The following is a 22,321-nucleotide window of genomic DNA, read 5'->3' on the forward strand; positions in this document are numbered from 1 at the left end:
CCGGGAGGAACGCAGCGTCATGAGTACGCCACAGATCGAAGACGTGCTCGCGCTGAGCCCGCTGCAGGAGGGCCTGTTCTCCCTCTCGCGGCTGGCCGGGACCGAGATCGACCTGTACACGATGCAATTCGTGGTCGAAATCGACGGCCCGCTCGACGTCGACCTGTTGCGCCGCAGCGCACAGGCGATGCTCGACCGCCACCCGAACCTGCGCGCCGCCTTCTGGGACACCGACGTGCCGAAGCCGGTGCAGATCGTCCCGTCCCGCGCCGAGCTGCCGTGGACCGAACGCGACGCGCGCACCACGGAATTCGACGCCATCGCCGAATCCGAGCGCCGCGTGCCGTTCGCGCTGAGCCGTGGCCCCGCGCTGCGGGTGCTGCTGCTGAACGTGACCGACGCCGGGGTGCCGCGCAAGCGGATGATCCTCACCGCCCACCACATCCTGATGGACGGCTGGGCGGTCGCGGTGTTCTTCACCGAATTGCTCGCGGTGTACCGGGCAGGTGGGCGCCTCGACGGCCTGCCGTCCCCCCGGCCCTATCGCGACTACATCGGCTGGCTCGGCGCCCAGGACCACGAGTCCGCCGCCCGCCGGTGGGCCGACTACCTGGCTCAGGTCAGCGCGCCGCTCGTACTGGCCGACGGTGCGAGCGCGGGCGGTGCCACGGTGCCGGAGACCACCCGCCTGCGGCTGTCCACCAGCGAGACCGAAGAGCTGAAGAGCTGGGCGCGTGAGCACGGTATGACCCTCAATACCGCCGTGCAGTTCGCCTGGACGCTGCTGCTCGGCCGGATCACCGATCGCCGCGATGTCGTCTACGGCACCACCATCTCCGGCCGCCCGGAGAAGCTGGCGGGCGTGGAGGGCATGGTCGGGCTGTTCATCAACACCGTCCCGGTCGTGCACCGCCTCGATCCCGCGGAACCGGTTGCCGAGCAATGTCTTCGGCTGCAACGTGATTCGTCGGCCATGCGCGATATCGGCTACCTGAGCCTGTCGACCCTGCAGCGCAACGCGGGCCACGGTACCCTGTTCGACACCCTGTTCGTCTTCGAGAACGCCCCTATCGACGACGCCATCCAGACGGTCACCACCCCCGACGGCGCCCAGTTCCGGCCGATCGAGATGGAAAGTCTCGCGCACTACCCGCTCACGGTCGTCTCGCACCTGAGCGAGGGCGAGCTACTCGTGCTCGTCGAGGCGATCCCGGCCCTGCTCGGCCACCTCGACCCCGCCGACCTCGGCGAACGGCTGGTGCGAATCCTGCGCACCCTGCCCGGCCTCGACCCTGCCGCGACCCTCGACGCGATCGACCTGCTCACCCCCGACGAGCACACCGAACTCCACACGGCGGCCGCCGATCTCGCCCCCGCGCCGACCGAAACGCCGTGGGAACTGTTCGAGCGCCAGGCGGCCGCCACCCCGGATGCCATCGCGCTCACCACCACGGCGGGTGAGGTGTTCACCTATCGCGCGCTGCACGAGCGCGCCTGCCGGCTGGCAGCCGAATTCGCCGCGCACGGTGTCGGCCCGGAAACCGTTGTCGCCCTGATGTTGCCGAGGAGCACGGACTCGATCATCGCGATCCTCGCGACTTTCGCCGCGGGCGCCGCCTATGTGCCGGTGGATATCACCCTGCCCGCCGAGCGCATCGGTTCGATTCTGCGTCAAGCGAATCCGGTACTTGCCGTCGTGTACGACCGGGACCGGGCGTTGGTCGACGGTCTTTCGGGTGCCGGCACCGGCCCCGGTGCGTGGGTACTCGCCGTCGACGACCCCGCGGTCGTCGACCGAATCGCCGCGCGACCGGCCGAGGCGCCCGAGGTGCGCCGCGAACCCGAGCACAGCGCCTACATCATCTTCACCTCCGGCTCGACCGGCGAGCCGAAGGGCGTCGTCGGCACCAATGCCGCGCTGGCCGGATACTTCGCCGACCACATCGAGCGCTTCTACCGCCCCGCCATGGCGAAACTGGGCCGTCCACTGCGGATCGCGCACGCCTGGTCGCTCGGCTTCGACGCCTCCTGGCAGCCGATGGTCGGTTTCCTCGCCGGACAGGCTCTGCACCTGTTCGACGGTGACGAGATGCGCGATGCGCACCGGATCGTCGCGGGTATGGCCGAATTCGATATCGACATGATCGACACCACGCCGTCCATGCTGGCCCAGCTGGCCGTCGCGGGCCTGCTCGACCGTGAGCTGCCGGTGCTCGCGCTCGGCGGCGAAGCCATCGACACCGCGCTGTGGGCCCGGCTGCGCGCGCTGCCTGGCACGGCGGTGCACAACTGCTACGGCCCCACCGAGACCACCGTCGAAGCGGTGGTCGCGCAGGTCGCCACCTCGGAGATCCCGACCATCGGCACCGCCAACAACGGCATGGTCGGCTATGTCCTCGATTCCCGGTTGCGGCCGGTCCCGCCCGGCGTCGTCGGCGAGCTCTACCTGTCCGGTGTGCAGGTGACCCGCGGCTACCTCGGCAAGCCCGCCGTCACCGCCGACCGCTTCGTCGCTGACCCGCACCGCCCCGGTCAGCGCATGTATCGCACCGGTGACCTGGTGCGCAGGATGCCCGGCGGCCGGTTCGGCTATCTCGGCCGGGCCGACGCGCAGGTCAAGGTGCGCGGCTACCGGATCGAGGTCGGTGAGATCGAGACCGCGCTGCGTCGCTGCGCCGAGATCGACACCGCGGCCGTGACGGTGGTGCGCAGGGCCGGTGGCGCCTCGCTCGTCGGCTTCGTGGTCGGCAAACCCGATCGCGCCGTGGTGGTGAGCCGGGTCCGCGCCGACCTGGCCCAGCGCCTGCCCGCGTACATGATCCCGGCGAGGATCGTCGTCCTCGAGCAGCTGCCGGTGAATGTCAACGGCAAGCTCGACAGCCACGCCCTGCACGAAATGGCCGAGCGCGCCCTCGCCGCCGCCGACGGCAATGCCGTGGCGGTGACCCCGACCGAGATCGCGCTCAGCGAGATCTTCGCCGAACTGTTCGACGGCGACGCACCCGGTGTCGACGCCGACTTCTACGAGCTCGGCGTCGACAGCATCGTGGCGATCTCGCTGGTGAACAAGGCCCGCAGGCGCGGACTCGCGATGAATCCACGAATGGTGCTCGCCTGCCCCACTATTCGCGAACTCGCCGCCGCCGTCGACGAAACACCGGTCGCCGCGACGAAATCCGGGGACGACTACGGCCCGGTTCCGCCGCTGCCGGTCGTGTCCTGGATGTACGAGTACGGCAACTATCGGCGTTTCACCCAGAGCGCCCTGCTCCGCCTGCCCGCCGACATCGATAGGGCCGGGCTGGAATCCACGCTCCAGGCCCTGCTCGATGCGCACGACACCCTGCGCGCCGTGCTCGCCGACACACCCGATGGACCACGCCTGGTCACCCGCGCGCCCGGCGCGGTCGCCGCCGCCGATGTCCTGCTCGCCGCGCCGAGTGGTCTCACCGGCACCGAACTCGACGCGGCCATCACCGAATTCGCGCGGACCGCCAACGACGGTATCGATCCTCGGGTCGGGGCGATGGTCCGGGCGGTCTGGTTCGCCGGGGCCGAGCAGACGGTGGACGAGACGGCCGCCGGTGCCGGACCAGCCGGAGGTGATCGCGCCTTTGCCGAGCACACGAGCGGCATCCTGCTGCTGTCGATCCACCATCTCGCCGTCGACGTCGTCTCCTGGCACATCATGATCGACGGCCTCGCCGCCGCCTGGCAGCAGCTCCGGTCCGGCGTCACCCCGAAGATGCTGCCCGAGTTCACCTCCTATCGGCAGTGGTCCCAGGCGTTGTGGCAGCGCGCGAGCACACCCGAGGTCCTCGCCCAGCGTGACTACTGGGCAGCCCAGGTCGGCGCGCCCGATGCCGCCCTCGGCGCGCGACACCCCGCGCCCACCACCGACACCTGGTCGAGCCTGCGGGTGCGCACCGTGGCGACACCGGTCGCGCTCACCGAACGGCTGTTCGCCCGGCTCGGCAGGGACGAGGGCGTGCGTGAGCTGCTGCTCACCGCCCTCACCATGACCATGGCGTCGATGCACGCCGGGAACGGAAACGACCCGGCCGCGGGCGCCTTGATCGCACTGGAGGGGCATGGCCGCGCCGATGCCGAACTCGGCACCGACACCGCCAACACCCTCGGCTGGTTCACCAGTGTGTTCCCGGTCCGCCTCGGCGTCGGCGCCGAGGCGGTGGATGTGGCTGCGGCGCAGGCTGATCCGGCCGCGGCGCGCGCCCTGCTCGACAGTGTGACCGCACACCTGCGCGAGATCCCCAACCAGGGTCTCGACTACGGATTGCTCCGGTACGTCGATCGGGTGCCCGAGTTGCGCGCCGCCGCCGAGCCCCAGGTCGAATTCAACTACCTCGGCCGCGTCGACCTCGCCGGCGCCGAGCACAAGCCCTGGTCGCTACTGGTCGGTGAACACGACACCGCCCTGCCACTCGACCCGGAGCCTGATCTGCCGCTCCGCTACGCGGTCGATGTCATCGCCGGTATCGGCACCACCCCCGAAGGCCCGGCCTTGACCACCAACTTCCGCTGGAGCACGGCCCTGTTCACCCCGGACACGGCGAACCGCTTCGCCGAGCTGTGGGCTGCGGCCCTCACCGTCCTCGCCACCGCCGTCGACGGCTGACCCCGCCGGCATCGCCGACGCCACGCACACAATGGTGCAAGGAGAATTGCCGACGAATTGTTGTGCAACGCCACAGCGAAATGCGCCGCGCGGCTATTGCCGATAACTGCGGTGCTAATTTCCGGCGCGGTTGATCGGCCGGCGAACGCCAATATTCCTGTGTCCCGCCATGGGGCCTGACCAGGACCTTGGTGAGGTCTACAAGACTGCGCAGCAAGCCAATTCGATGCGGATTTCTGCGACTTATCGTCGGTGCGGCTCACGGGTCGATTCGTGACCGCATGCGAAAGGCAGAAACTGTATGACCATATCCCGTGGCCGCGCGCGCTCGACGTGTGCGGCGATAATCACGGGCGTCAGCGCTCTCGCTGTCGCCCTCACCGGGCCTGGGGCTGCGGCAGAGCCACAGCCCGCGCCATCCGAGCAGCAGCGCCTCGCGGAGATCATCGGCGTCGCCGATCCGGTCGCCTGGGGTACCGACGGCGGGCTCGGTGGCACCGGCTCGGCGTGCACCTCCGGCAGCGGCGCGGGCTCGGGCAACGGCTCGGGTGACTGCTACGGCGGTTCCGGGTCCAGCTCGGGTTCCTCCGGTGGCTATTCCTCCGACACCGGCGCCAACGGCCCCGCGTCCACCTCGTTCCTCGCCGCGTTCGGCTACGGCCTGCTCAACGGCGACGCGGCCCCTCCGGGAGCCAACGACTGGAACTGCAAGCCGACCGCCGAGCATCCGCGCCCGGTGGTGCTGCTGCACGGCACCTGGATGAACGCCTACAACGGCTACGCGTACTTCGGTCAGCCGATCAAGGACGCGGGTTTCTGCACCTTCGCGTTCAACTACGGCCGGTCCAACATCATCGAGGGCGGCGGGCTCGGTTCGTTCCTGCCCGGCGTGATGGGCACCGGCTACATCCAGGACTCGGCCAAGCAGACCGCTGCCTTCGTCGACCGCGTGCTCGCGGCGACCGGTGCCGAGGAGGTCGACATCGTCGCCCACTCGCAGGGTGGTTCGATGGCCAACTGGTACACCAAGTTCGAGGGTGGCGCGGACAAGGTGAAGAACCTCATCACCCTCGGTGCGACCCACCACGGCACCAGCCTCGACGGCATCGGTGCGCTCGGCCGCGCGATCAACAACCTCGGTGTCGACGTGCTCGGCCTGGTCGAGATCTTCGTCGGCCATGCCGGTATCCAGCAGACCGTCGGCTCCGATTTCGTCAAGACTCTCAACGCCAACGGTGACACCGTCCCCGGTGTCGACTACACCATCATCGGGACCAGATACGACGAGGTCACCAACCCCTACGAGCTGACCTTCCTCGACGCGGGCCCCGGCGCCACCGTCAACAACGTCACCCTGCAGAACGGCTGCGAGCAGGACCTCTCCGACCACCTGACGATGATGTACTCCCCGCGGTCGCTCTCGATCATCCTCAACGCCCTCGACCCCGTCCAGAACCCCAACCTCACCTGCACCTTCAACCCGTGGGTGATCGGCGGGGGTGGTTCGCTGTAAGCCGATAGCGGACGGCGGTGCACCTCGGAGTACCCGCCGGAACGAGCGGGTGAGGGGTAGTCGGTCGGCTACCCCTCACCCGCGTCCCCGACCTGCGGCTGTTGCCCAGGTCGATCAGGCTGGGCGGGACCCGATGATGATGCTGCCCACGTTGCACTCTTCCAGCTCGTCGATGCCGGTGGCGGTGGCGAAGGCGGAGGTGTCGCTGAAGCCCTGGGCGACGACGCCGAGTCCCATGGCGGTGGCGGCGAGGTAGACGGTCTGCATGAAGACGCCGACGTGTTTGAGGATATTGGCGTAGGCGACCTGCTCGTAGCTCCACATCACGCGGCCCGCGCGGGCCGAAACCAGCAGCACCACCTGGGGTTCCGCGCCACCGGCCAGGGTCGCCGAGGTGGGTTTGATCAGCTTCCGCACGGCGGGGGAATCGGCCGTTGCGACCAGCCGCAGGGCGTGGTCGGTCGAATCGTAGTGGTACAGGCCGTGGTCAAGGCCTGCCACATTGCGCACCAACGGGTACACCTCGAGCTCGTAGGCGCCGCCGCCGGAAGGGTAGGGGCGGGAGCCGTCGTCGCGGGTGCGGGCGGTGCGGAACAGCAGCTCGGCGAGCCGATCGACGGTGACCGGAGCCGCGTCGTCGAAGGCGCGGGTCGACACGCGGTCCTCGATGGTGGCGGTGAGGGTCGGGTCGGCGGCACGCAGCGCGGTCAGGTCGGGACGGACGAGGGCGATCGGGTCGGCCGCGAACGGCGCACGGCGGGCGGGCGGTTCGGGGAACCGGCCGTCGGCCCAGCGGGTCGGGCCGAAATCGTCCCAGGTCACGGTGCGCGCGCCGAGGGTGCTGCGGCGGTGGAACCACAGGTCGGGCGCGTTCCAGGACCGGGTGCTGAACTCGTGTTCCTCCTCGTCGCCATCGACGAGGAAACCGCACCACTGCAGATCGGCCATGAACTGCGACTTCACCGTGGCCGGCACCGGCGAGTCGGCCGCCATCGGGCCGTCGAGCAGGGCGAGCAGGCGCGGATCGTGGATCCGCAGATCACACCAGGCGCGCGGGTGCTCGAGCACGAAACCCTGGGAATCGCGGTGCAGCACCGCGAACTTCGACAGCGTCGCCGACCAGCTCGGCAGCGGCACCGCCGGACGCGGCGCAGGCTCGGCGAACGGGCGGATGCTGTAGAGGTCGCGGCCGCCGTCGCGCACCGTCACCGCCAGCCAGCCGTCGTCGGTGAGCTTGCGCATCAGGCCGGTGATGTCGTCACCGGCCGCCGCGGTCGCCATCTCCGCCGCCGTCGCCGGACCCTGATTGAGCGTCTTCAACGCCTGCAGGGCTCCGGCGCCGAGCCCGGTGAGCTTCACATTGTGCGGCGGATTCAGCAGCACCGCCCCGGCGGGCGTCGTCAGGCAGGTCACCCCGGCCCGGAGGGCGAATCGGGTCTGGGACGGGTATGCGCAGGCTTGCACAGCGGGTTCCTTGCGGGTCGAACGTGGTTGGAGCCGAGTCTATTTCGCCGCCGCGGCGAAGGCAGGCTCCAGTTTGTCGAGGATGTAGGGCACCGAGAGCGCGGACGGCTGGTTGACCGCGCTGATCTCCTGGGTCGTCAGGAACACCACCGAACCCTTCTGCACCGACGGCAGATCGTTGTAGCCGGGCAGCTGGCGGTACTTCTCGTCCAGGCCGGGGGAGTAGCCGGCCAGCAGCAGGTCGGCGGTGAGTTCGTCGAGCCGCTCCGGCGACAGCGCCAGGCGGCCCTGGGTGGCGGGCAGCGCGGTCAGATTCGCCGGAATCGACATGCCGAGCTGGGTGAACACCTTGGCCGAACCGTCATTGGGATCGGTCAGCACCATCAGCTGCGCTGGACTGGCCAGCCAGGTGCTGGCGAAGGTCTTGCCCTGCAGACCGGGATTGGCGGCGGTGATCGCGGCGATCTTGTCGTCGACGCTCGCGATCACCGCGCTCGCCTCGGACTCCTTGTCCAGCACCTTGCCGAGCGCGGTCACCTGGTCCTGCCACGGGGTGACCGCGTCGGCGGTGAGCGCGGGCAGGGTCGGTGCGATCTTGGACAGATCGTCATAGGTCTTCTGATCGGCGATGAACGGATCGGCCAGGATCAGGTCCGGCTCCAGCGCGGCGACCTGCTCGGAGATGCTGCCGGTGGTGTTGAGCGCGGTGGCCGAGGAGAGGCTGTCCGGCGTCCACGGCGGGGTGCTCTTGGAGACCGCGGCGACATTGTCGATGTAGCCGACGGGGACAACGCCGAGCGCCAGCGAGGTGTCGAGCCACTGGTTGCCGAGCGCGACGATCTTGGCGGGCGTGCCGTTGACGGTGGTCTCACCGCGGGCGTGGGTGATCGTCACCGGTTCGCCCGAGCCCGCGACGTCGTCGGTCGACCCGCAGGCCGCGATCCCGAAGGCGAGCGCACCCGTCAACGCGGCCACCGCCACACGCCGCCAGGCGCGCGTTGTCCGAACAGTCATCGTTGCGTTCCTCCATCGTCGAGAAGGGTCCCGACCGGCCGATACGGGCCGAATCCAGCATAGGTCAGCCAAGGCTAACCTACGTCGTTTCGGAGTGGGCAATCGAGCGCCGCGACCGTCGACGAGCGCATGCGCGGCGAACTGCGCCACGCCGGGTTAGACTTCGCCGAATTTCGGCACGTCGGCAGGGGATCGGACTCGGTGGAAACTTCAAGAGACTGGGGCAATGAGCTCTTCGAGACACTGAAATGGACCGCGATCGCCTTCCCGATCACGGTCGTCACATTCATTGTCGTCGTCGGGCTGTTGCTGCGCTTCACCCAGTGGGGACGGCAGTTCTGGCGGATCAGCGGCGGCTTCTTCCGCAGCCGTGCGGCCTGGCGTACGCAGCTGTTCCTGCTCTTCCTGATCCTGCTGACCGTGCTCCAGGTGCGGCTGTCGGTGCTGTTCACCTATTGGGGCAACGACATGTTCACGTCGTTGCAGCAGGGCGCGGGCGCGCTCGCCCAGGGCGACACCGCGGCGCTCGACGAGGCCGAGACCGCGTTCTGGGCCTCGATGCTGCTGTTCGCGATCCTCGCGATCATCCACGTCGTGCGGGCGTTGACCGACTACTTCGCGGGTCAATGGTTCGACATCCGCTGGCGGGTCTGGCTCACCGAGCGGGTCTCCACCGACTGGCTGAAGGATCGCTCCTACTACCGCAGCCGCTTCATCGACGAGTCGATCGACAACCCCGATCAGCGTATCGAGCAGGACATCCCCACCTTCACCGCGCAATCTCAGTCGCTGTCGATGGGTGCTGTGCACGCGGTCCTGTCGGTGGTCTCGTTCACCCAGGTGCTGTGGGAACTCTCGGGCCCGATGACGGTGGCCGGGGTCGAGATCCCGCGCGCGATGCTGGTGCTGGTGCTGGTGTACGTCCTGATCACCACGCTGGTCGCGTTCTGGATCGGCCATCCGCTGATCAAGCTCAACTTCCTGTACGAGCGGGTCAAGGCCAACTTCCGCTATGCGATGGTCCGGGTCCGTGACGGTGCTGAGAACGTGGCCTTCTACCGGGGCGAGCGCGTGGAGCGCATCGGCCTGCTGAGCCGATTCGCCTCGGTCATCAAGACCGCGTGGGCGATCGTGTTCCGGAAGCTGAAGTTCGACAGCTGGAACCTGTCGGTGAACCAGTCGGCGGTCATCTTCCCGTACCTGCTGCAGGCGCCGAGGTTCTTCGAGGGCAAGGTGACGCTCGGCGATCTGGACCAGACCGCACGCGCGTTCGGCGAAGTCCACGATTCGCTGTCGTTCTTCCGCGAGTCCTACGACGAGTTCGCCGGCTACCGCGCCTCGATCATCCGACTCGACGGGCTCGTCAAGGCCGACGTCGAGTCCCGCAAGCTCGACAAGCTCACCGTCGCAGACCTCGACGACGCCGTCTCGCTGGACAAGATCGACGTCAACCGGCCCACCGGCGAACCGCTCATCGACGGTCTCACGCTGCGGCTCACCCCGGGCGACGCGCTCGTGGTCAAGGGTGCCTCCGGGACGGGCAAGACCACCTTGCTGCGCGCGCTCGCCGAGATGTGGCCGTATGCCGACGGCGAGTTCGGCAGGCCGGCCGGGACCGAAACCCTGTTCCTGTCCCAGGTTCCCTACATCCCGCTCGGCGACCTGCGCACCGCCGTGTGCTATCCGGCGCTGCCCGCGAACGCGGACGACGATTCGCCGGTAGCACTGGACCATTCGGTCGAGCGGCCGCGCATCGACGACGTCACGCTGCGCGAAGTGCTCGGCAAGGTGCACCTGGGCCATCTGGTGGATCGGCTCGACGAAGACGCCGACTGGGCCAAGATCCTCTCGCCCGGTGAGCAGCAGCGGCTCGCGTTCGCGCGCATTCTGCTGATCCGTCCGAAGGTGGTGTTCCTGGACGAGGCGACGTCCTCGGTCGACGAAGGTCTGGAGCACAGCCTGTACTCGCTGATCCGCTCCGAGGTACCGGACACGATCCTGTTCAGTGTCGCCCACCGCAGCACGGTGGACCGGCATCACAACCGCCTGTTGGTTCTGGAAGGCAGCGGTGCCTGGGAGCTGTCCCCGGTGCCCGCCTGATCGATCGGGTGCCGTCACGGCCGGGCGAGGCCGCGTTCGCGGTCTCGCCCGGCCGTTCTCGCGCGTGTGGACCTTCGGTCAGGAGGCGCTGCCGGAGCTGCCCGTCGCCAGGTCGCAGGCCAAGCCGCTGCCCGCGTCGATGATGCCGACCACGGTGGGGACCCGCTCGGTGACCAGTGGGCTGCCGGTAGCGTGCAGGAGCAGCGAGAACTGCACGTCGACGGCGGTTTCGACGTGGTAGTAGGCGGTCGCCTTGGCGACGGTCGTGCCGCCGACGGTGACCTCGAGGTCGACGGTGTCGCTGGCGAAGAACTCGCCGTTGGCGACGAAGTCGACCTGGGCGCCGACGTAGTCGTCCAAGCCGACGACATCGATCTTGGACGTGCAGCCCACGGTGAGGGTGTCGGTGAGGATGTCGATGATCGGCCCCGCGGTGGCGTGTGGGGCGGCGACCATCAGGGCGGCGGTGAGCGCGCCCGCGGCGGTGGCGAGACGGCGGGCGGTCGGCAGGGTGATGGTCATGGTGGCTCCTCCTCCGCTCGTCCGTCGACGAGCAGGGCGACCGTAGCAACGGTGTGAGCCCGCTCACCCCATTTTGAAACATCTCTGCTTCAAAATTGTCGTGACAGCCCCCGATTTGGGCCGACCAGGGGGTTCGCTTACACTAGACCGGTTGCCCGCGGGTGTTGTGTGCCCGCAATCCGGCAGTGAACCCCCAGTGGAAGGTGTTTCCGCTGGCAGGCGCGCGTCCGGAGGGTGACTGACCATGTGCGTCGGGTCGGCAATCCGGCGTACGTATACATCCAGGTCCAGGAGGTGCTGAAGTGATTCAGCAGGAGTCGCGACTGCGCGTCGCCGACAACACCGGGGCGAAGGAAATCCTTTGCATCCGCGTGCTCGGTGGCTCGTCGCGTCGCTATGCCGGTATCGGCGACATCATCGTCGCCACCGTGAAGGACGCCATCCCCGGTGCGAACGTCAAGAAGGGCGACGTCGTCAAGGCTGTCGTCGTGCGCACCGTCAAGGAGCGCCGCCGTCCTGACGGTTCCTACATCAAGTTCGACGAGAACGCTGCCGTGCTGATCAAGCCGGACAACGATCCGCGTGGCACCCGCATCTTCGGCCCGGTCGGCCGCGAGCTGCGCGACAAGCGCTTCATGAAGATCGTTTCGCTGGCCCCGGAGGTGCTCTGACATGAAGGTGCACAAGGGTGACACCGTGCTCGTCGTCGCGGGCAAGGACAAGGGCGCCAAGGGCAAGGTCATCCAGGCCTACCCGGCGAACAACAAGGTCCTCGTCGAAGGCGTGAACCGGATCAAGAAGCACGTCGCGGATTCCGCGAACCAGCGTGGCGCCTCTTCGGGCGGCATCGTGACCCAGGAAGCCCCCATCCACGTGTCCAACGTGATGGTCGTCGATTCCGACGGTAACCCGACCCGCGTCGGCTACCGCACCGACGAAGAGACCGGCAAGCGGGTTCGGATCTCCCGTAAGAACGGGAAGGACATCTGACATGACCACCTCTGAGCAGACTCAGCCGCGCCTGAAGGCGCGCTACCGCGCCGAGATCAAGGACGCGCTGAACAGCGAGTTCGACTACGCCAACGTGATGCAGATCCCTGGCGTGGTGAAGGTCGTCGTCAACATGGGTGTCGGCGACGCCGCCCGTGACGCGAAGCTGATCAACGGTGCCGTCAAGGACCTCGAGCTGATCACCGGCCAGAAGCCGGAGATCCGCAAGGCCACCAAGTCGATCGCGCAGTTCAAGCTCCGTGAGGGCATGCCGATCGGCGCCAAGGTCACCCTCCGTGGCGACCGCATGTGGGAGTTCCTCGACCGCCTGGTCTCCATCGCGCTGCCCCGTATCCGCGACTTCCGCGGTCTGTCGCCGAAGCAGTTCGACGGCAACGGCAACTACACGTTCGGCCTGAGCGAGCAGTCGATGTTCCACGAGATCGACGTGGACTCCATCGACCGTCCGCGCGGTATGGACATCACCGTGGTGACCACTGCGACCAACAACGAAGAAGGCCGTGCGCTGCTCAAGCACCTCGGCTTCCCGTTCAAGGAGAACTGAGCACATGGCCAAGAAAGCACTGGTCAACAAGGCCAACGCCAAGCCGAAGTTCGCGGTCCGCGCCTACACCCGCTGCCAGCGTTGTGGCCGCCCCCACGCGGTGTACCGCAAGTTCGGGCTGTGCCGCGTGTGCCTGCGCGAGATGGCCCACCGTGGCGAGCTCCCCGGCGTGCACAAGAGCTCCTGGTGAGCCCGCGCTCCTCGGTGAGCGCTGCCCTCTAGGCGAATAACGAACGAAGGCACGGACTTCCGCGGGGAAGTCCGTGCCTTCGCGCGTTCTGGCGAGCGAAGGATACCGAGCCGTCTCGCGGGCGCGATACGGCGGCGCTAGGTGAAATATTTCGATTTCACTCTTATGGAGTGCTGGGGTGGTGTTCCCTGTGCTCATGAAGAAGATCGTCACCGCCACTGTGCTGTCCTGTGCGCTCTTCGGCGCGCCCGCTGTCGCCTCCGCCGCGCCGAGCGCGCCCGCGCCGGTCGCCGAGTCCGGTTCCGCGGGCAGCGGTTCGGGCGGTGGGTCCGGCTCCTCGGAAACCTCGCTGATCTGCTCGCCACTGGCGCAGCTGGCCTTCGCCACCGGCAGCGTCGAGAAGCCGCCGCTCTACGACCTGCTCTGCCTGATCAGCTGAGTCGACCGGCCGTCGGCCGCGATCGTCGAGCGATCAGCGGAAGGGTGAGCGGTCGATACCGCAGCGAAGACCTTCGGGCGGGAGCTGGGCGGTGAACAGGTAGTCGCGTTTGACGTGTTCGGCGCAGGTGCTCGCTACATACATGCTGCTGTGGCCCGCGCCTTCGACCACCACCACGCGAGCGTGCGCCAGTTGGCCCGCGCCCGCGTACGCGCCGTGCAGTGGGGTCGCGGGATCGTAGCGGCTGTTGAGCACGAGAATCGGGGCCGCCGTCGCGCGGTTCCACGGGCCGGTATAGCGGTCGGTGTCGTGTGCGGGCCAGAACGCGCACGGCATGGCGTTGAAGACGGCGATACGCCCGAAGTAGGGATTGCGCAGGTCCTCGGCGGCGGCGGCGCGGCTGTAGACGGCCGGGTCGGTGGGGACGGTGCTGTCGGCGCACTGGATGGTGTAGAAGGCTTCGACTCGATTGGCCGGGTAGGACTTGTCCACCTCGGCGTCCGGCGCGCGTCGGGGGAACGTGGCCGCCGCGTCGAACAAGTTCTGCAGTAGCGCTGCCAGCTCAGGGTAGAACTGGGGGCGCGACAAACTGCCCGCGGTGCTCACCACCCGCGAGAACGTCCACGCCACGCCGTCGAGCACGATCGGGGCGAGGCGGGCGCGTTCGGCCAGGGCGAGCCATTTCAGCTCCGGGTCGCCCGAGGCGAACGCGCAGCGCGGTCCGGCCGCCGAGCACTCTCGCAGGAAGGCGTCGAAGGTCTCGGCGATCCCCACCGCCACGCCCTGCCTGGTGTCGAGTGGGACCTCGGTGCCGTCGGTGTCGTGCCCGTTCGCATTGCCCGCGAAGTCCAGCGAACCGTCCAGCGCCATGGCCCGCACCCGGCCGGGAAACATGTTGGCGTAGACGGCGCCGACCTGGGTGCCGTAGGAGATACCGTGGTAGGTCAGCGCGGCGTCACCCACCGCGCGGCGCAGCAGGTCCAGGTCGCGGGCGGTGTTCGCGGTGGACGCGTGGCGCAGGATCGGGCCCGCCGTCGCTCCGCATCGGGCGGCGAGGTCGGCGGAGCGGGCGAAGAACTCCGGCTCGTCCTGTGGATCGGTGGGGATACCGGGGAAGCTCCCGAGATACTCCGCCTGCTCGTCGACACTGCCGAAACACTGGGCGCCCGCGCTGCGCGAGACGCCACGTGGATCCCAGGAGACCAGGTCGAAGCGGGCGCGTAGCTCCTCGGAGAACAACCACGGCCAGCGGGCCCGCGCACGCAGTCGGTCGACGCCGGACGGGCCTGGTCCGCCGAAGTTCACGAACAGGGTGCCGATCCGTAGGCCGGGGTCGGTCGCGGGCAGTTTGATCACCGCCAGCTCGAGCTGTTCGCCCTGCGGGCTGTGGTAGTCCAGCGGCACCCGCGCCATCGCGCACTGGAACCCGTCCTCGCAGTCCGCCCAGTTCAGCGCCGGTGTCGCGGCCGCTTCGGCGAGCGGGTCGAGATGGGAATCGGCGGCCGTCGCGGGCGCGGGCACGATGAGTGCGCCGATGCCGAGCATGACCGCCAGCGCTCTGGTCAGGCCTCGGCGAGTTCCCTGGCGCGCTGAGCGCGAAAACACCTGCCGAGCCTCCTGCGCAGATCCGACGAACCACGCGAAGCTACCACATCGATTGCTGTGCTAACGATCAGAAAGTGCTTGGCCTCGAAGGGATTCGGTGCGAAGGAAGCCGTCGACGCGGTTCGGCCCGCTGGTGAATTGTGATCAGAACGCCAACTCGGACCAGGGAATGGTGATCGGGAACGGGAAGTCGATGGTGATCTCGGTCGAGTCGGTGGGGGACCAGGTGCCGGCCAGGACGTAGTTCGCCTTGTGCAGTGGTGAAACGCCGGCAGGTAGCGGTGCGGTATCCGATGCCAGGCCGTATACGTGGACGAAGGCGATCTCGCTACGGTGCTGGTGCAAGCCGATCTCCCAGTACCAGGGAATTCCCGCCTTCGCGTAGCGGGCCTTCTTCTGCTCCATGTCCGCGTCGGAGTTCGACGGGGACAGGACCTCGCCGACCAGAACCACGCCGTCGGCCCTGATGTCTTGATACGGCCTGTCCAGACAGTGGTAGGCAATGAAGTCGGGCGTCACGAAATCGGACTTGCCAGTCGTTCCGAAAAACACATTCGTCTCGAGATCGACCCGATAGCGCCGCTCTGGATCAGTGCCGCGAGCCTCGCGTGCGCACCGCTTCAACGCGCTGGTAGCTGCGAATGTGAATGCTTGGTGCTCGGCTGGTCCGCGGCGCAACCACACGACGCGCCCATCCCATAGCTCGATGTGCGCGGCGATCTCGTTGGGCAGCTGCTCGAGCTCCTCCCAGGTCATGAACTCGGGGAGATCTTTGCGGGCGAGGTCGGGGCACGACATGAGCCAATGATAGGTCGGCTGACCCCCGATTTGGGCGTGACCACGGCATTGTCTACACTAGACCGGTTGCCTGGGCACCTCTGTGTCCGCTGGCGCCTCGCGTAGGCGGACGGGTCCGGGCACTGAGACTCGTCAGAGTACTCATCCGGTCGGCAAGTGCCGGCCGGACCAGCCGAATTGCTGTAGGCCCACGGTCGCCGCGCGCCAGCGCGGGGACGCTGCATGGGAACCGCAGCGAGAAAGGTGTCGAGGTCTAACCATGACCATGACTGATCCGATCGCAGACTTCTTGACGCGTCTGCGCAACGCCAACTCGGCGTACCACGATCAGGTGAAGGCGCCCCACTCCAAGCTCAAGGCGAACATCGCCGAGATCTTGAAGCGTGAGGGCTACATCGCCGATTACCGCACCGAAGACGCGCCGGTGGGCAAGGCCCTCGTCGTCGATCTGAAGTACGGCCCCAGCCGTGAGCGCAGCCTGCAGGGCCTGCGCCGCGTCTCGAAGCCGGGTCTGCGTGTGTACGCGAAGTCCACCAACCTGCCCAAGGTCCTCGGCGGCCTCGGCGTGGCGATCATCTCCACGTCGACTGGCCTGCTCACCGACCGTCAGGCGGCCAAGCAGGGCGTGGGCGGCGAAGTCCTCGCCTACGTCTGGTAAGGGAGGTCAGGACTAATGTCGCGTATTGGTAAGAAGCCCATCGAGATTCCGGCCGGCGTCGACGTCGCCATCGACGGCCAGACCGTCACGGTGAAGGGGCCCAAGGGCACCCTGTCGCACACCGTGGCCGAGCCGATCACCGTCACCAAGGGTGAGGGCAACGAGCTCGAGGTCGCCCGTCCCAACGACGAGCGCGCCAACCGTTCGCTGCACGGCCTTTCCCGCACCCTGATCGCCAACATGATCGAGGGTGTCACCAAGGGCTACGAGAAGAAGATGGAAATCTTCGGCGTCGGTTACCGTGTCGCCGCCAAGGGCTCGAACCTCGAGTTCGCCCTCGGCTACAGCCACCCGGTCCCGATCGAGGCCCCCGAGGGCATCACCTTCGCGGTGGAATCGCCCACCAAGTTCTCCGTGTCCGGCATCGACAAGCAGAAGGTCGGCCAGATCTCCGCTGTCATCCACGGACTGCGTAAGCCCGACCCGTACAAGGGCAAGGGCATCCGCTACGCCGGCGAGGTCGTTCGCCGCAAGGTCGGAAAGACGGGTAAGTGATCATGGCGCAAACCGAAAACCAGAAGGCCAAGCGGATCCCGCTGGGCAAGGACGTTTCCACGAAGCGTCGTCTGTCGAAGACCCGCCGTCACTTCCGTCTGCGCAAGAAGGTCGTCGGCACCACCGAGCGTCCGCGCCTGGTGGTCAACCGCTCCTCGCGGCACCTGCACGCCCAGCTCGTCGACGATTCGGTCGGCAAGACCATCGCCGCCGCGTCCTCGATCGAGGCCGACGTGCGCGCGCTGGAGGGCGACAAGTCCGCCAAGGGCGCCAAGGTCGGCCAGCTGCTGGCCGAGCGCGCCAAGGCTGCCGGTATCGAGGCGGTCGTGTTCGACCGTGGTGGTCACGACTACCACGGCCGCATCGCGGCGCTGGCCGATGCCGCTCGTGAAGGCGGGTTGAAGTTCTGATGACTGTTATTTCGAACGGAAGGAACGTCTGATGCCGGGACGTCAGCGGCGTGACGGCGGCAACGGACCCGCCGGACAGAACAGCAATGGCCCCGAGGGCGGCCGCGACAACCGTCGCGGCGGTGGCGATCGTCGCGGTGGCGGCGACCGTCGGGACAACGCTGCCGAGAAGAACCAGCTCGAGCGCGTAGTCGCGATCAACCGCGTCTCCAAGGTCGTGAAGGGTGGTCGTCGCTTCAGCTTCACCGCCCTCGTGATCGTCGGTGACGGCAACGGTCTGGTCGGCGTCGGCTACGGCAAGGCCAAGGAAGTTCCCGCGGCCATCCAGAAGGGTGTCGAGGAGGCTCGCAAGGGCTTCTTCCGCGTCCCGATGATCGGCTCGACCATCACTCACCCCGTCCAGGGTGAGGCGGCGGCCGGTGTGGTCATGCTGCGTCCGGCCTCGCCCGGTACCGGTGTGATCGCCGGTGGTGCGGCGCGTGCCGTGCTCGAATGCGCTGGCATTCACGACATTCTGGCCAAGTCGCTCGGTAGCGACAATGCGATCAACGTCGTTCACGCGACGGTTGCCGCGCTCAAGATGCTCCAGCGTCCCGAAGAGGTTGCCGCGCGTCGCGGTCTGCCGATCGAGGATGTCGCTCCGGCGGGCATGCTGCGTGCGCGTGCGGGACAGGGAGCCTGACCATGGCTGATCTCAAGGTGACCCAGATCAAGAGCACCATCGGCGCCAAGGCGAATCAGAAGGACTCCCTGCGTACGCTGGGCCTTCGCAAGATCCGTCAGAGTGTTGTCCGTGAGGACAACGCTCAGAACCGCGGTCTGATCAACGTCGTGCGCCACCTCGTAACTGTTGAGGAGGTCTGACATGACCATCAAATTGCACCACCTGCGTCCTGCGCCGGGTTCCAAGACCGAGAAGACCCGTGTGGGTCGCGGTGAGGGCTCCAAGGGCAAGACCGCCGGTCGCGGTACCAAGGGCACCAAGGCACGCAAGAACGTCTCCCCGGCGTTCGAGGGTGGCCAGATGCCGCTGCACATGCGGCTGCCGAAGCTCAAGGGCTTCAAGAACCAGTTCCGCACCGAGTACCAGGTCGTGAACGTGGGCCGGATCGCCGAGCTGTTCCCGCAGGGCGGCACGGTCGGCAAGGCCGAGCTGGTCGCGGCCGGCGCCGTTCGCAAGAACGAGTTGGTCAAGGTCCTCGGCGACGGTGAGATCGGCGTCGCGGTCCAGGTGACCGCCGACAAGGTGACCGGCTCCGCCAAGGAGAAGATCACCGCCGCCGGTGGCACTGTCACCGAACTGGCCTGACGGTACTGTTAGTCAGCAGTCGACACCGGACGAGTCGCGAGCTCGTCCGGTGTCACTGTTAGAGTCTCAATAAGTGTTGTCTGCCAAAGCTCGTCATCGGCTGACGTTTCCGTAGAACCGAAGTCGCATGGCATGACCATGTCGTTCGCCAGGAGGATCTGTGCTTTCCGCCTTCGTATCGGCCTTCCGGACTCCGGACTTACGGCGGAAGATTCTCTTCACGCTGGGGTTGATCGCGCTGTACCGGTTGGGTGCCGCGCTGCCGTCCCCCGGTGTCGACTACCGTGCGGTCCAGGACTGCGTGAAGCTGGTTTCCGGTGGTGAGAACGCCGGTATCTACCAGCTCATCAATCTCTTCTCCGGTGGTGCGCTGCTGCAGCTGTCGGTGTTCGCGATCGGCATCATGCCCTACATCACCGCGAGCATCATCATCCAGCTGCTGACCGTCGTCATCCCGCGCTTCGAGGAGCTGCGCAAGGAAGGCCAAGCCGGCCAGACAAAGATGACGCAGTACACCCGCTACCTGTCGATCGCGCTGGCGATCCTGCAGGCCACGGGTCTCGTCGCGCTGGCCGCGCGTGGTCAGCTGCTGCAGGGCTGTCAGGAGGACATCCTCGCCGATACCAGCATCTTCGGCATGATCATCATCGTCCTGGTGATGACCGCCGGTGCCGCGCTGGTCATGTGGTTCGGTGAGCAGATCACCGAACGTGGTGTCGGCAACGGCATGTCGCTGCTCATCTTCGCCGGTATCGCCGCGCGCATTCCGATCGACGGCAAGTCGATCCTGGACACCCGTGGCGGCCTGGTCTTCAGCATCGTGTGTGTCGCGGTGTTCGCGATCATCGTGGCCGTGATCTTCGTCGAGCAGGGCCAGCGCCGGATCCCGGTGCAATACGCCAAGCGCGTGGTCGGCCGCAAGATGTACGGCGGTTCCTCGACCTACCTGCCGCTGAAGGTCAACCAGGCCGGCGTCATCCCGGTGATCTTCGCGTCCTCGCTGCTGTACCTGCCGAACCTGATCTCGCAGCTCACCGGTTCGGCGACGGCGACCGAGCCTAGTTGGTGGCAGGAGATCATCCAGAAGTACCTGGTGAACCCGTCCAACCCGGTGTACATCGCCATCTACTTCGGCCTGATCGTCTTCTTCACCTACTTCTACGTCGCGATCACCTTCAACCCGGAGGAACGCGCCGACGAGATGAAGAAGTTCGGCGGCTTCATCCCGGGCTACCGGCCCGGCAAGCCGACCGCCGACTATCTCCAGTTCGTGCTGAGCCGGATCACCCTCCCCGGCTCGATCTACCTCGGCGCGGTCGCCGTCCTCCCGAACGTGTTCCTCGACATGGGTAACTCGGGTGCGGTGGCGAACCTGCCGTTCGGCGGTACCGCGGTGCTCATCATGGTCAGCGTGGGTCTCGATACGGTCAAGCAGATCGAGAGCCAGCTGATGAATCGAAATTACGAAGGGTTCCTCAAGTGAGAGTTGTTCTGCTCGGTCCGCCGGGTGCCGGCAAAGGTACTCAGGCCGTCCTGCTGTCGGAGAAGCTGGGCGTTCCGCACATCTCCACCGGAGACCTCTTCCGTGCGAACATCAGCCAGCAGACCGCGCTCGGCCGCGAAGCGCAGAAGTACATGGACGCGGGCGATCTGGTGCCGAGCGACGTCACCAACCGCATGGTCGAGGCGCGCGTCGCCGAGCCGGATGCCGCCAACGGCTTCGTGCTCGACGGCTACCCGCGCACGGTCGACCAGGCCGACGCGCTGAAGAAGATCCTCGAGCACAACGGCACCGCGCTCGACGCCGTGCTGTGCTTCGTCGTCGCCGAGGACACCGTGGTCGAGCGCATGCTCGCCCGTGGCCGCGCCGACGACACCGAGGACGTCATCCGCAACCGCCTGCGGGTCTACCGCGAGGAGACCGAGCCGCTGCTCGAGCACTACGACGGTCTGGTCGTGACCGTCGACGGCATCGGCGAGGTCGAGGAAGTCAACACCAGGGCGCTGAAGGCACTCGGCCACTGATGGTCTTCAGCCGCAAGAAGAAGGTCGTGCCGTTCCGGACGGCGGGCGAACTCGACGCCATGCAGGCGGCGGGCGCGGTCGTCGGCCGGGCGCTGGTCGCTGTCCGCGCGGCGGCCAAGCCGGGCGTGTCGACGCTGGAACTGGACGAGGTCGCCGAGGCGACGATCCGCGACGCGGGCGCCGTCCCGTCGTTCAAGGGCTATCACGGGTTCCCCGGCTCCATCTGTTCCTCGGTGAACGACCGGGTCGTGCACGGCATCCCCTCGGCGCGCGACATCCTGGCCGAGGGCGATCTGGTGTCGATCGACTGCGGGGCGATCCTCGACGGCTGGCACGGCGACTCGGCGTGGACCTTCGGCATCGGCGAGCTCATCGAGGCCGACCACCTGCTGAGCGAGGCGACCAGGCTGTCGATGGAGACAGGCATCGCCGCGATGCAGCCGGGTAACCGGCTCACCGATGTCTCACACGCGATCGAGCTGGGAACCCGAGCGGCCGAGCACGCGCACGGCCGCAAGTACGGCATCGTCGACGGCTACGGTGGTCACGCCATCGGCCGCGAGATGCACATGGACCCGTTCCTGCCGAACGAGGGCGCGCCGGGCAAGGGGCCGCGCCTTGTGGTCGGCTCGGTGCTGGCGATCGAGCCGATGCTCACCCTGGGTACCACCCAGACCGAGACGCTCGAGGACGACTGGACGGTGGTCACCACCGACGGTTCGCGCGCCGCGCACTGGGAACACAGCGTCGCCGTCACCGAGGACGGACCGCGCATTCTCACCTTGCGCCCCGAGTAGTCCTTCGGCACCAATCGATGTCACCAGGGTAGGAGCGCTCGTAGCATCGATCGTATGAAGCTGAGTGTGAGCCTCTCGGAAGAAGACCTGAAGGTCCTCGACCAGGAAGTATGCCGGGCAGGCCTGTCCGGTCGGTCGGCTGCTGTCCATCGAGCGATCCAATTGCTGCGAGAGCGGACGCTCGAGGACGAATATGCCGCTGCCTGGGATGAGTGGGAGTCGTCCGGCGAAGAGAAGATCTGGTCCCAGATCTCGGGTTGTGCGGTCAGCTCTCCAGCAGAATGGTGACGGGGCCGTCGTTGGTGAGTGCGATCCGCATGTGCGCGCCGAACTTTCCGGTGGCCACCGTCGCTCCCAGATCCCGTAGCGCCTGGGCGAAGGCGTCGACCAGTGGTTCGGCGTGGGTGCCCGGCGCGGCGGCGTTCCAGGACGGGCGCCTGCCCTTGGCGGTATTGGCGTAGAGGGTGAACTGGCTGACCACCAGGATCGGGGCGTTCAGGTCGGCCGCGGAGCGTTCGCCGTCGAGGATGCGCAGCCGCCAGGTCTTGTCGGCCATGGCCTTCGCGGTGGCCTCGGTGTCCTCGTGGGTGGCCCCGACCAGGGCGAGCAGGCCGTGTGGGCTGCCCGCCGCGGCCGGATCGATCCGGCCGACCACCTCGTCGTCGACGCTCACCTCGGCACCGGTCACTCGCTGCAGCAGTACTCGCACAGGGTCCGATCATGCCCGGTGG

At 67.5% G+C, this 22,321-nt stretch carries 24 protein-coding genes; 18 read left to right on the plus strand and 6 right to left on the minus strand.

Annotated features, from left to right (window positions below):
- The first annotated feature begins 19 nt into the window (after positions 1-19).
- On the plus strand, positions 20-4,636 hold the full coding sequence (locus tag ACFOW8_RS07135) for an amino acid adenylation domain-containing protein (RefSeq protein ID WP_378547208.1): 4,617 nt from the start codon (positions 20-22) through the stop codon (positions 4,634-4,636).
- 301 nt (positions 4,637-4,937) lie between these two features.
- A complete protein-coding gene (locus tag ACFOW8_RS07140) occupies positions 4,938-6,149 on the plus strand; it encodes an esterase/lipase family protein (RefSeq protein WP_378547211.1) in 1,212 nt (403 codons plus the stop codon).
- 114 nt (positions 6,150-6,263) lie between these two features.
- Here the strand turns inward: ACFOW8_RS07140 and ACFOW8_RS07145 are convergent, their stop codons facing one another.
- Both ACFOW8_RS07145 and ACFOW8_RS07150 read right to left on the minus strand, forming a co-directional pair.
- The gene (locus ACFOW8_RS07145; protein WP_378547214.1) at positions 6,264-7,613 is read right to left on the minus strand and encodes a SagB family peptide dehydrogenase; all 1,350 of its coding nucleotides are present in this window, start codon (positions 7,611-7,613) and stop codon (positions 6,264-6,266) included.
- A gap of 39 nt (positions 7,614-7,652) precedes the next feature.
- Positions 7,653-8,627: an ABC transporter substrate-binding protein gene (locus ACFOW8_RS07150; protein WP_378547217.1), complete on the minus strand. Its 975-nt coding sequence runs from the start codon at positions 8,625-8,627 to the stop codon at positions 7,653-7,655.
- 201 nt (positions 8,628-8,828) lie between these two features.
- Here ACFOW8_RS07150 and ACFOW8_RS07155 point away from each other — a divergent pair, with 201 nt between their 5' ends.
- Positions 8,829-10,727, plus strand: coding sequence for an ABC transporter ATP-binding protein/permease (locus ACFOW8_RS07155; protein WP_378547220.1), 1,899 nt, complete (start codon positions 8,829-8,831; stop codon positions 10,725-10,727).
- A 78-nt stretch (positions 10,728-10,805) separates the two neighbouring features.
- Here ACFOW8_RS07155 and ACFOW8_RS07160 read toward each other — a convergent pair whose 3' ends face one another.
- Positions 10,806-11,249, minus strand: coding sequence for a hypothetical protein (locus ACFOW8_RS07160; RefSeq protein WP_378547223.1), 444 nt, complete (start codon positions 11,247-11,249; stop codon positions 10,806-10,808).
- Between the two features lie 302 nt (positions 11,250-11,551).
- On the opposite strand from ACFOW8_RS07160, the gene rplN reads away from it, so the two are divergent.
- From rplN to ACFOW8_RS07185, 5 genes are all read left to right on the plus strand, one after another.
- Positions 11,552-11,920 (plus strand): 50S ribosomal protein L14, encoded by a 369-nt coding sequence (gene rplN / locus ACFOW8_RS07165; RefSeq protein ID WP_043647623.1) that lies wholly within the window; start codon positions 11,552-11,554, stop codon positions 11,918-11,920.
- Position 11,921: 1 nt separating this feature from the next.
- On the plus strand, positions 11,922-12,239 hold the full coding sequence (rplX, locus tag ACFOW8_RS07170) for a 50S ribosomal protein L24 (protein WP_378547226.1): 318 nt from the start codon (positions 11,922-11,924) through the stop codon (positions 12,237-12,239).
- A gap of 1 nt (position 12,240) precedes the next feature.
- Complete coding sequence (gene rplE / locus ACFOW8_RS07175) at positions 12,241-12,804, plus strand: 50S ribosomal protein L5 (protein WP_150404096.1); 564 nt, start codon at positions 12,241-12,243, stop codon at positions 12,802-12,804.
- A gap of 4 nt (positions 12,805-12,808) precedes the next feature.
- Positions 12,809-12,994 carry a type Z 30S ribosomal protein S14 gene (locus tag ACFOW8_RS07180; protein WP_014981705.1) on the plus strand — a complete coding sequence of 62 codons (186 nt, stop codon included), beginning with the start codon at positions 12,809-12,811 and terminating at the stop codon, positions 12,992-12,994.
- A 178-nt stretch (positions 12,995-13,172) separates the two neighbouring features.
- Positions 13,173-13,433 carry a hypothetical protein gene (locus tag ACFOW8_RS07185; RefSeq protein ID WP_378547232.1) on the plus strand — a complete coding sequence of 87 codons (261 nt, stop codon included), beginning with the start codon at positions 13,173-13,175 and terminating at the stop codon, positions 13,431-13,433.
- Positions 13,434-13,466: 33 nt separating this feature from the next.
- Here ACFOW8_RS07185 and ACFOW8_RS07190 read toward each other — a convergent pair whose 3' ends face one another.
- The gene (locus ACFOW8_RS07190; RefSeq protein WP_378547235.1) at positions 13,467-15,038 is read right to left on the minus strand and encodes an alpha/beta hydrolase; all 1,572 of its coding nucleotides are present in this window, start codon (positions 15,036-15,038) and stop codon (positions 13,467-13,469) included.
- A gap of 144 nt (positions 15,039-15,182) precedes the next feature.
- On the minus strand, positions 15,183-15,836 hold the full coding sequence (locus ACFOW8_RS07195) for a Uma2 family endonuclease (protein WP_378547237.1): 654 nt from the start codon (positions 15,834-15,836) through the stop codon (positions 15,183-15,185).
- 259 nt (positions 15,837-16,095) lie between these two features.
- Between ACFOW8_RS07195 and rpsH the strand changes: the two genes are divergently transcribed.
- The 10 genes from rpsH to ACFOW8_RS07245 all read left to right on the plus strand — a co-directional run bounded on the left by rpsH (position 16,096) and on the right by ACFOW8_RS07245 (position 21,878).
- Positions 16,096-16,494 (plus strand): 30S ribosomal protein S8, encoded by a 399-nt coding sequence (rpsH, locus tag ACFOW8_RS07200; RefSeq protein WP_067491077.1) that lies wholly within the window; start codon positions 16,096-16,098, stop codon positions 16,492-16,494.
- 15 nt (positions 16,495-16,509) lie between these two features.
- The gene (gene rplF, locus ACFOW8_RS07205; RefSeq protein ID WP_378547240.1) at positions 16,510-17,049 is read left to right on the plus strand and encodes a 50S ribosomal protein L6; all 540 of its coding nucleotides are present in this window, start codon (positions 16,510-16,512) and stop codon (positions 17,047-17,049) included.
- Between the two features lie 2 nt (positions 17,050-17,051).
- Positions 17,052-17,459 carry a 50S ribosomal protein L18 gene (gene rplR, locus ACFOW8_RS07210; protein WP_378547243.1) on the plus strand — a complete coding sequence of 136 codons (408 nt, stop codon included), beginning with the start codon at positions 17,052-17,054 and terminating at the stop codon, positions 17,457-17,459.
- A gap of 31 nt (positions 17,460-17,490) precedes the next feature.
- Complete coding sequence (gene rpsE / locus ACFOW8_RS07215; RefSeq protein ID WP_378547246.1) at positions 17,491-18,141, plus strand: 30S ribosomal protein S5; 651 nt, start codon at positions 17,491-17,493, stop codon at positions 18,139-18,141.
- Positions 18,142-18,143: 2 nt separating this feature from the next.
- Entirely contained in the window at positions 18,144-18,323 is a 180-nt protein-coding gene (gene rpmD, locus ACFOW8_RS07220; protein ID WP_019045070.1) for a 50S ribosomal protein L30, read from the plus strand.
- Between the two features lies 1 nt (position 18,324).
- The gene (rplO, locus tag ACFOW8_RS07225; protein ID WP_358152465.1) at positions 18,325-18,768 is read left to right on the plus strand and encodes a 50S ribosomal protein L15; all 444 of its coding nucleotides are present in this window, start codon (positions 18,325-18,327) and stop codon (positions 18,766-18,768) included.
- A gap of 160 nt (positions 18,769-18,928) precedes the next feature.
- Positions 18,929-20,251 (plus strand): preprotein translocase subunit SecY, encoded by a 1,323-nt coding sequence (gene secY / locus ACFOW8_RS07230; protein ID WP_378547251.1) that lies wholly within the window; start codon positions 18,929-18,931, stop codon positions 20,249-20,251.
- Positions 20,248-20,793, plus strand: a complete 546-nt coding sequence (locus ACFOW8_RS07235) for an adenylate kinase (protein ID WP_378547254.1) — start codon at positions 20,248-20,250, stop codon at positions 20,791-20,793. Before secY ends, ACFOW8_RS07235 begins: the two co-directional genes overlap by 4 nt.
- The gene (map, locus tag ACFOW8_RS07240; protein ID WP_378547257.1) at positions 20,793-21,590 is read left to right on the plus strand and encodes a type I methionyl aminopeptidase; all 798 of its coding nucleotides are present in this window, start codon (positions 20,793-20,795) and stop codon (positions 21,588-21,590) included. The genes ACFOW8_RS07235 and map overlap by 1 nt, the downstream gene beginning before the upstream one ends.
- Before the next feature lie 54 nt (positions 21,591-21,644).
- Positions 21,645-21,878: a ribbon-helix-helix protein, CopG family gene (locus ACFOW8_RS07245; RefSeq protein ID WP_378547260.1), complete on the plus strand. Its 234-nt coding sequence runs from the start codon at positions 21,645-21,647 to the stop codon at positions 21,876-21,878.
- Here the strand turns inward: ACFOW8_RS07245 and dtd are convergent.
- On the minus strand, positions 21,856-22,299 hold the full coding sequence (gene dtd, locus ACFOW8_RS07250; RefSeq protein ID WP_378547263.1) for a D-aminoacyl-tRNA deacylase: 444 nt from the start codon (positions 22,297-22,299) through the stop codon (positions 21,856-21,858). The two genes, ACFOW8_RS07245 and dtd, sit on opposite strands and share 23 nt — an antisense overlap.
- Between the last annotated feature and the right edge of the window lie 22 nt (positions 22,300-22,321).

Source organism: Nocardia rhizosphaerae (genome assembly GCF_042650365.1).
Classification (GTDB): Bacteria; Actinomycetota; Actinomycetes; order Mycobacteriales; family Mycobacteriaceae; genus Nocardia; species Nocardia rhizosphaerae.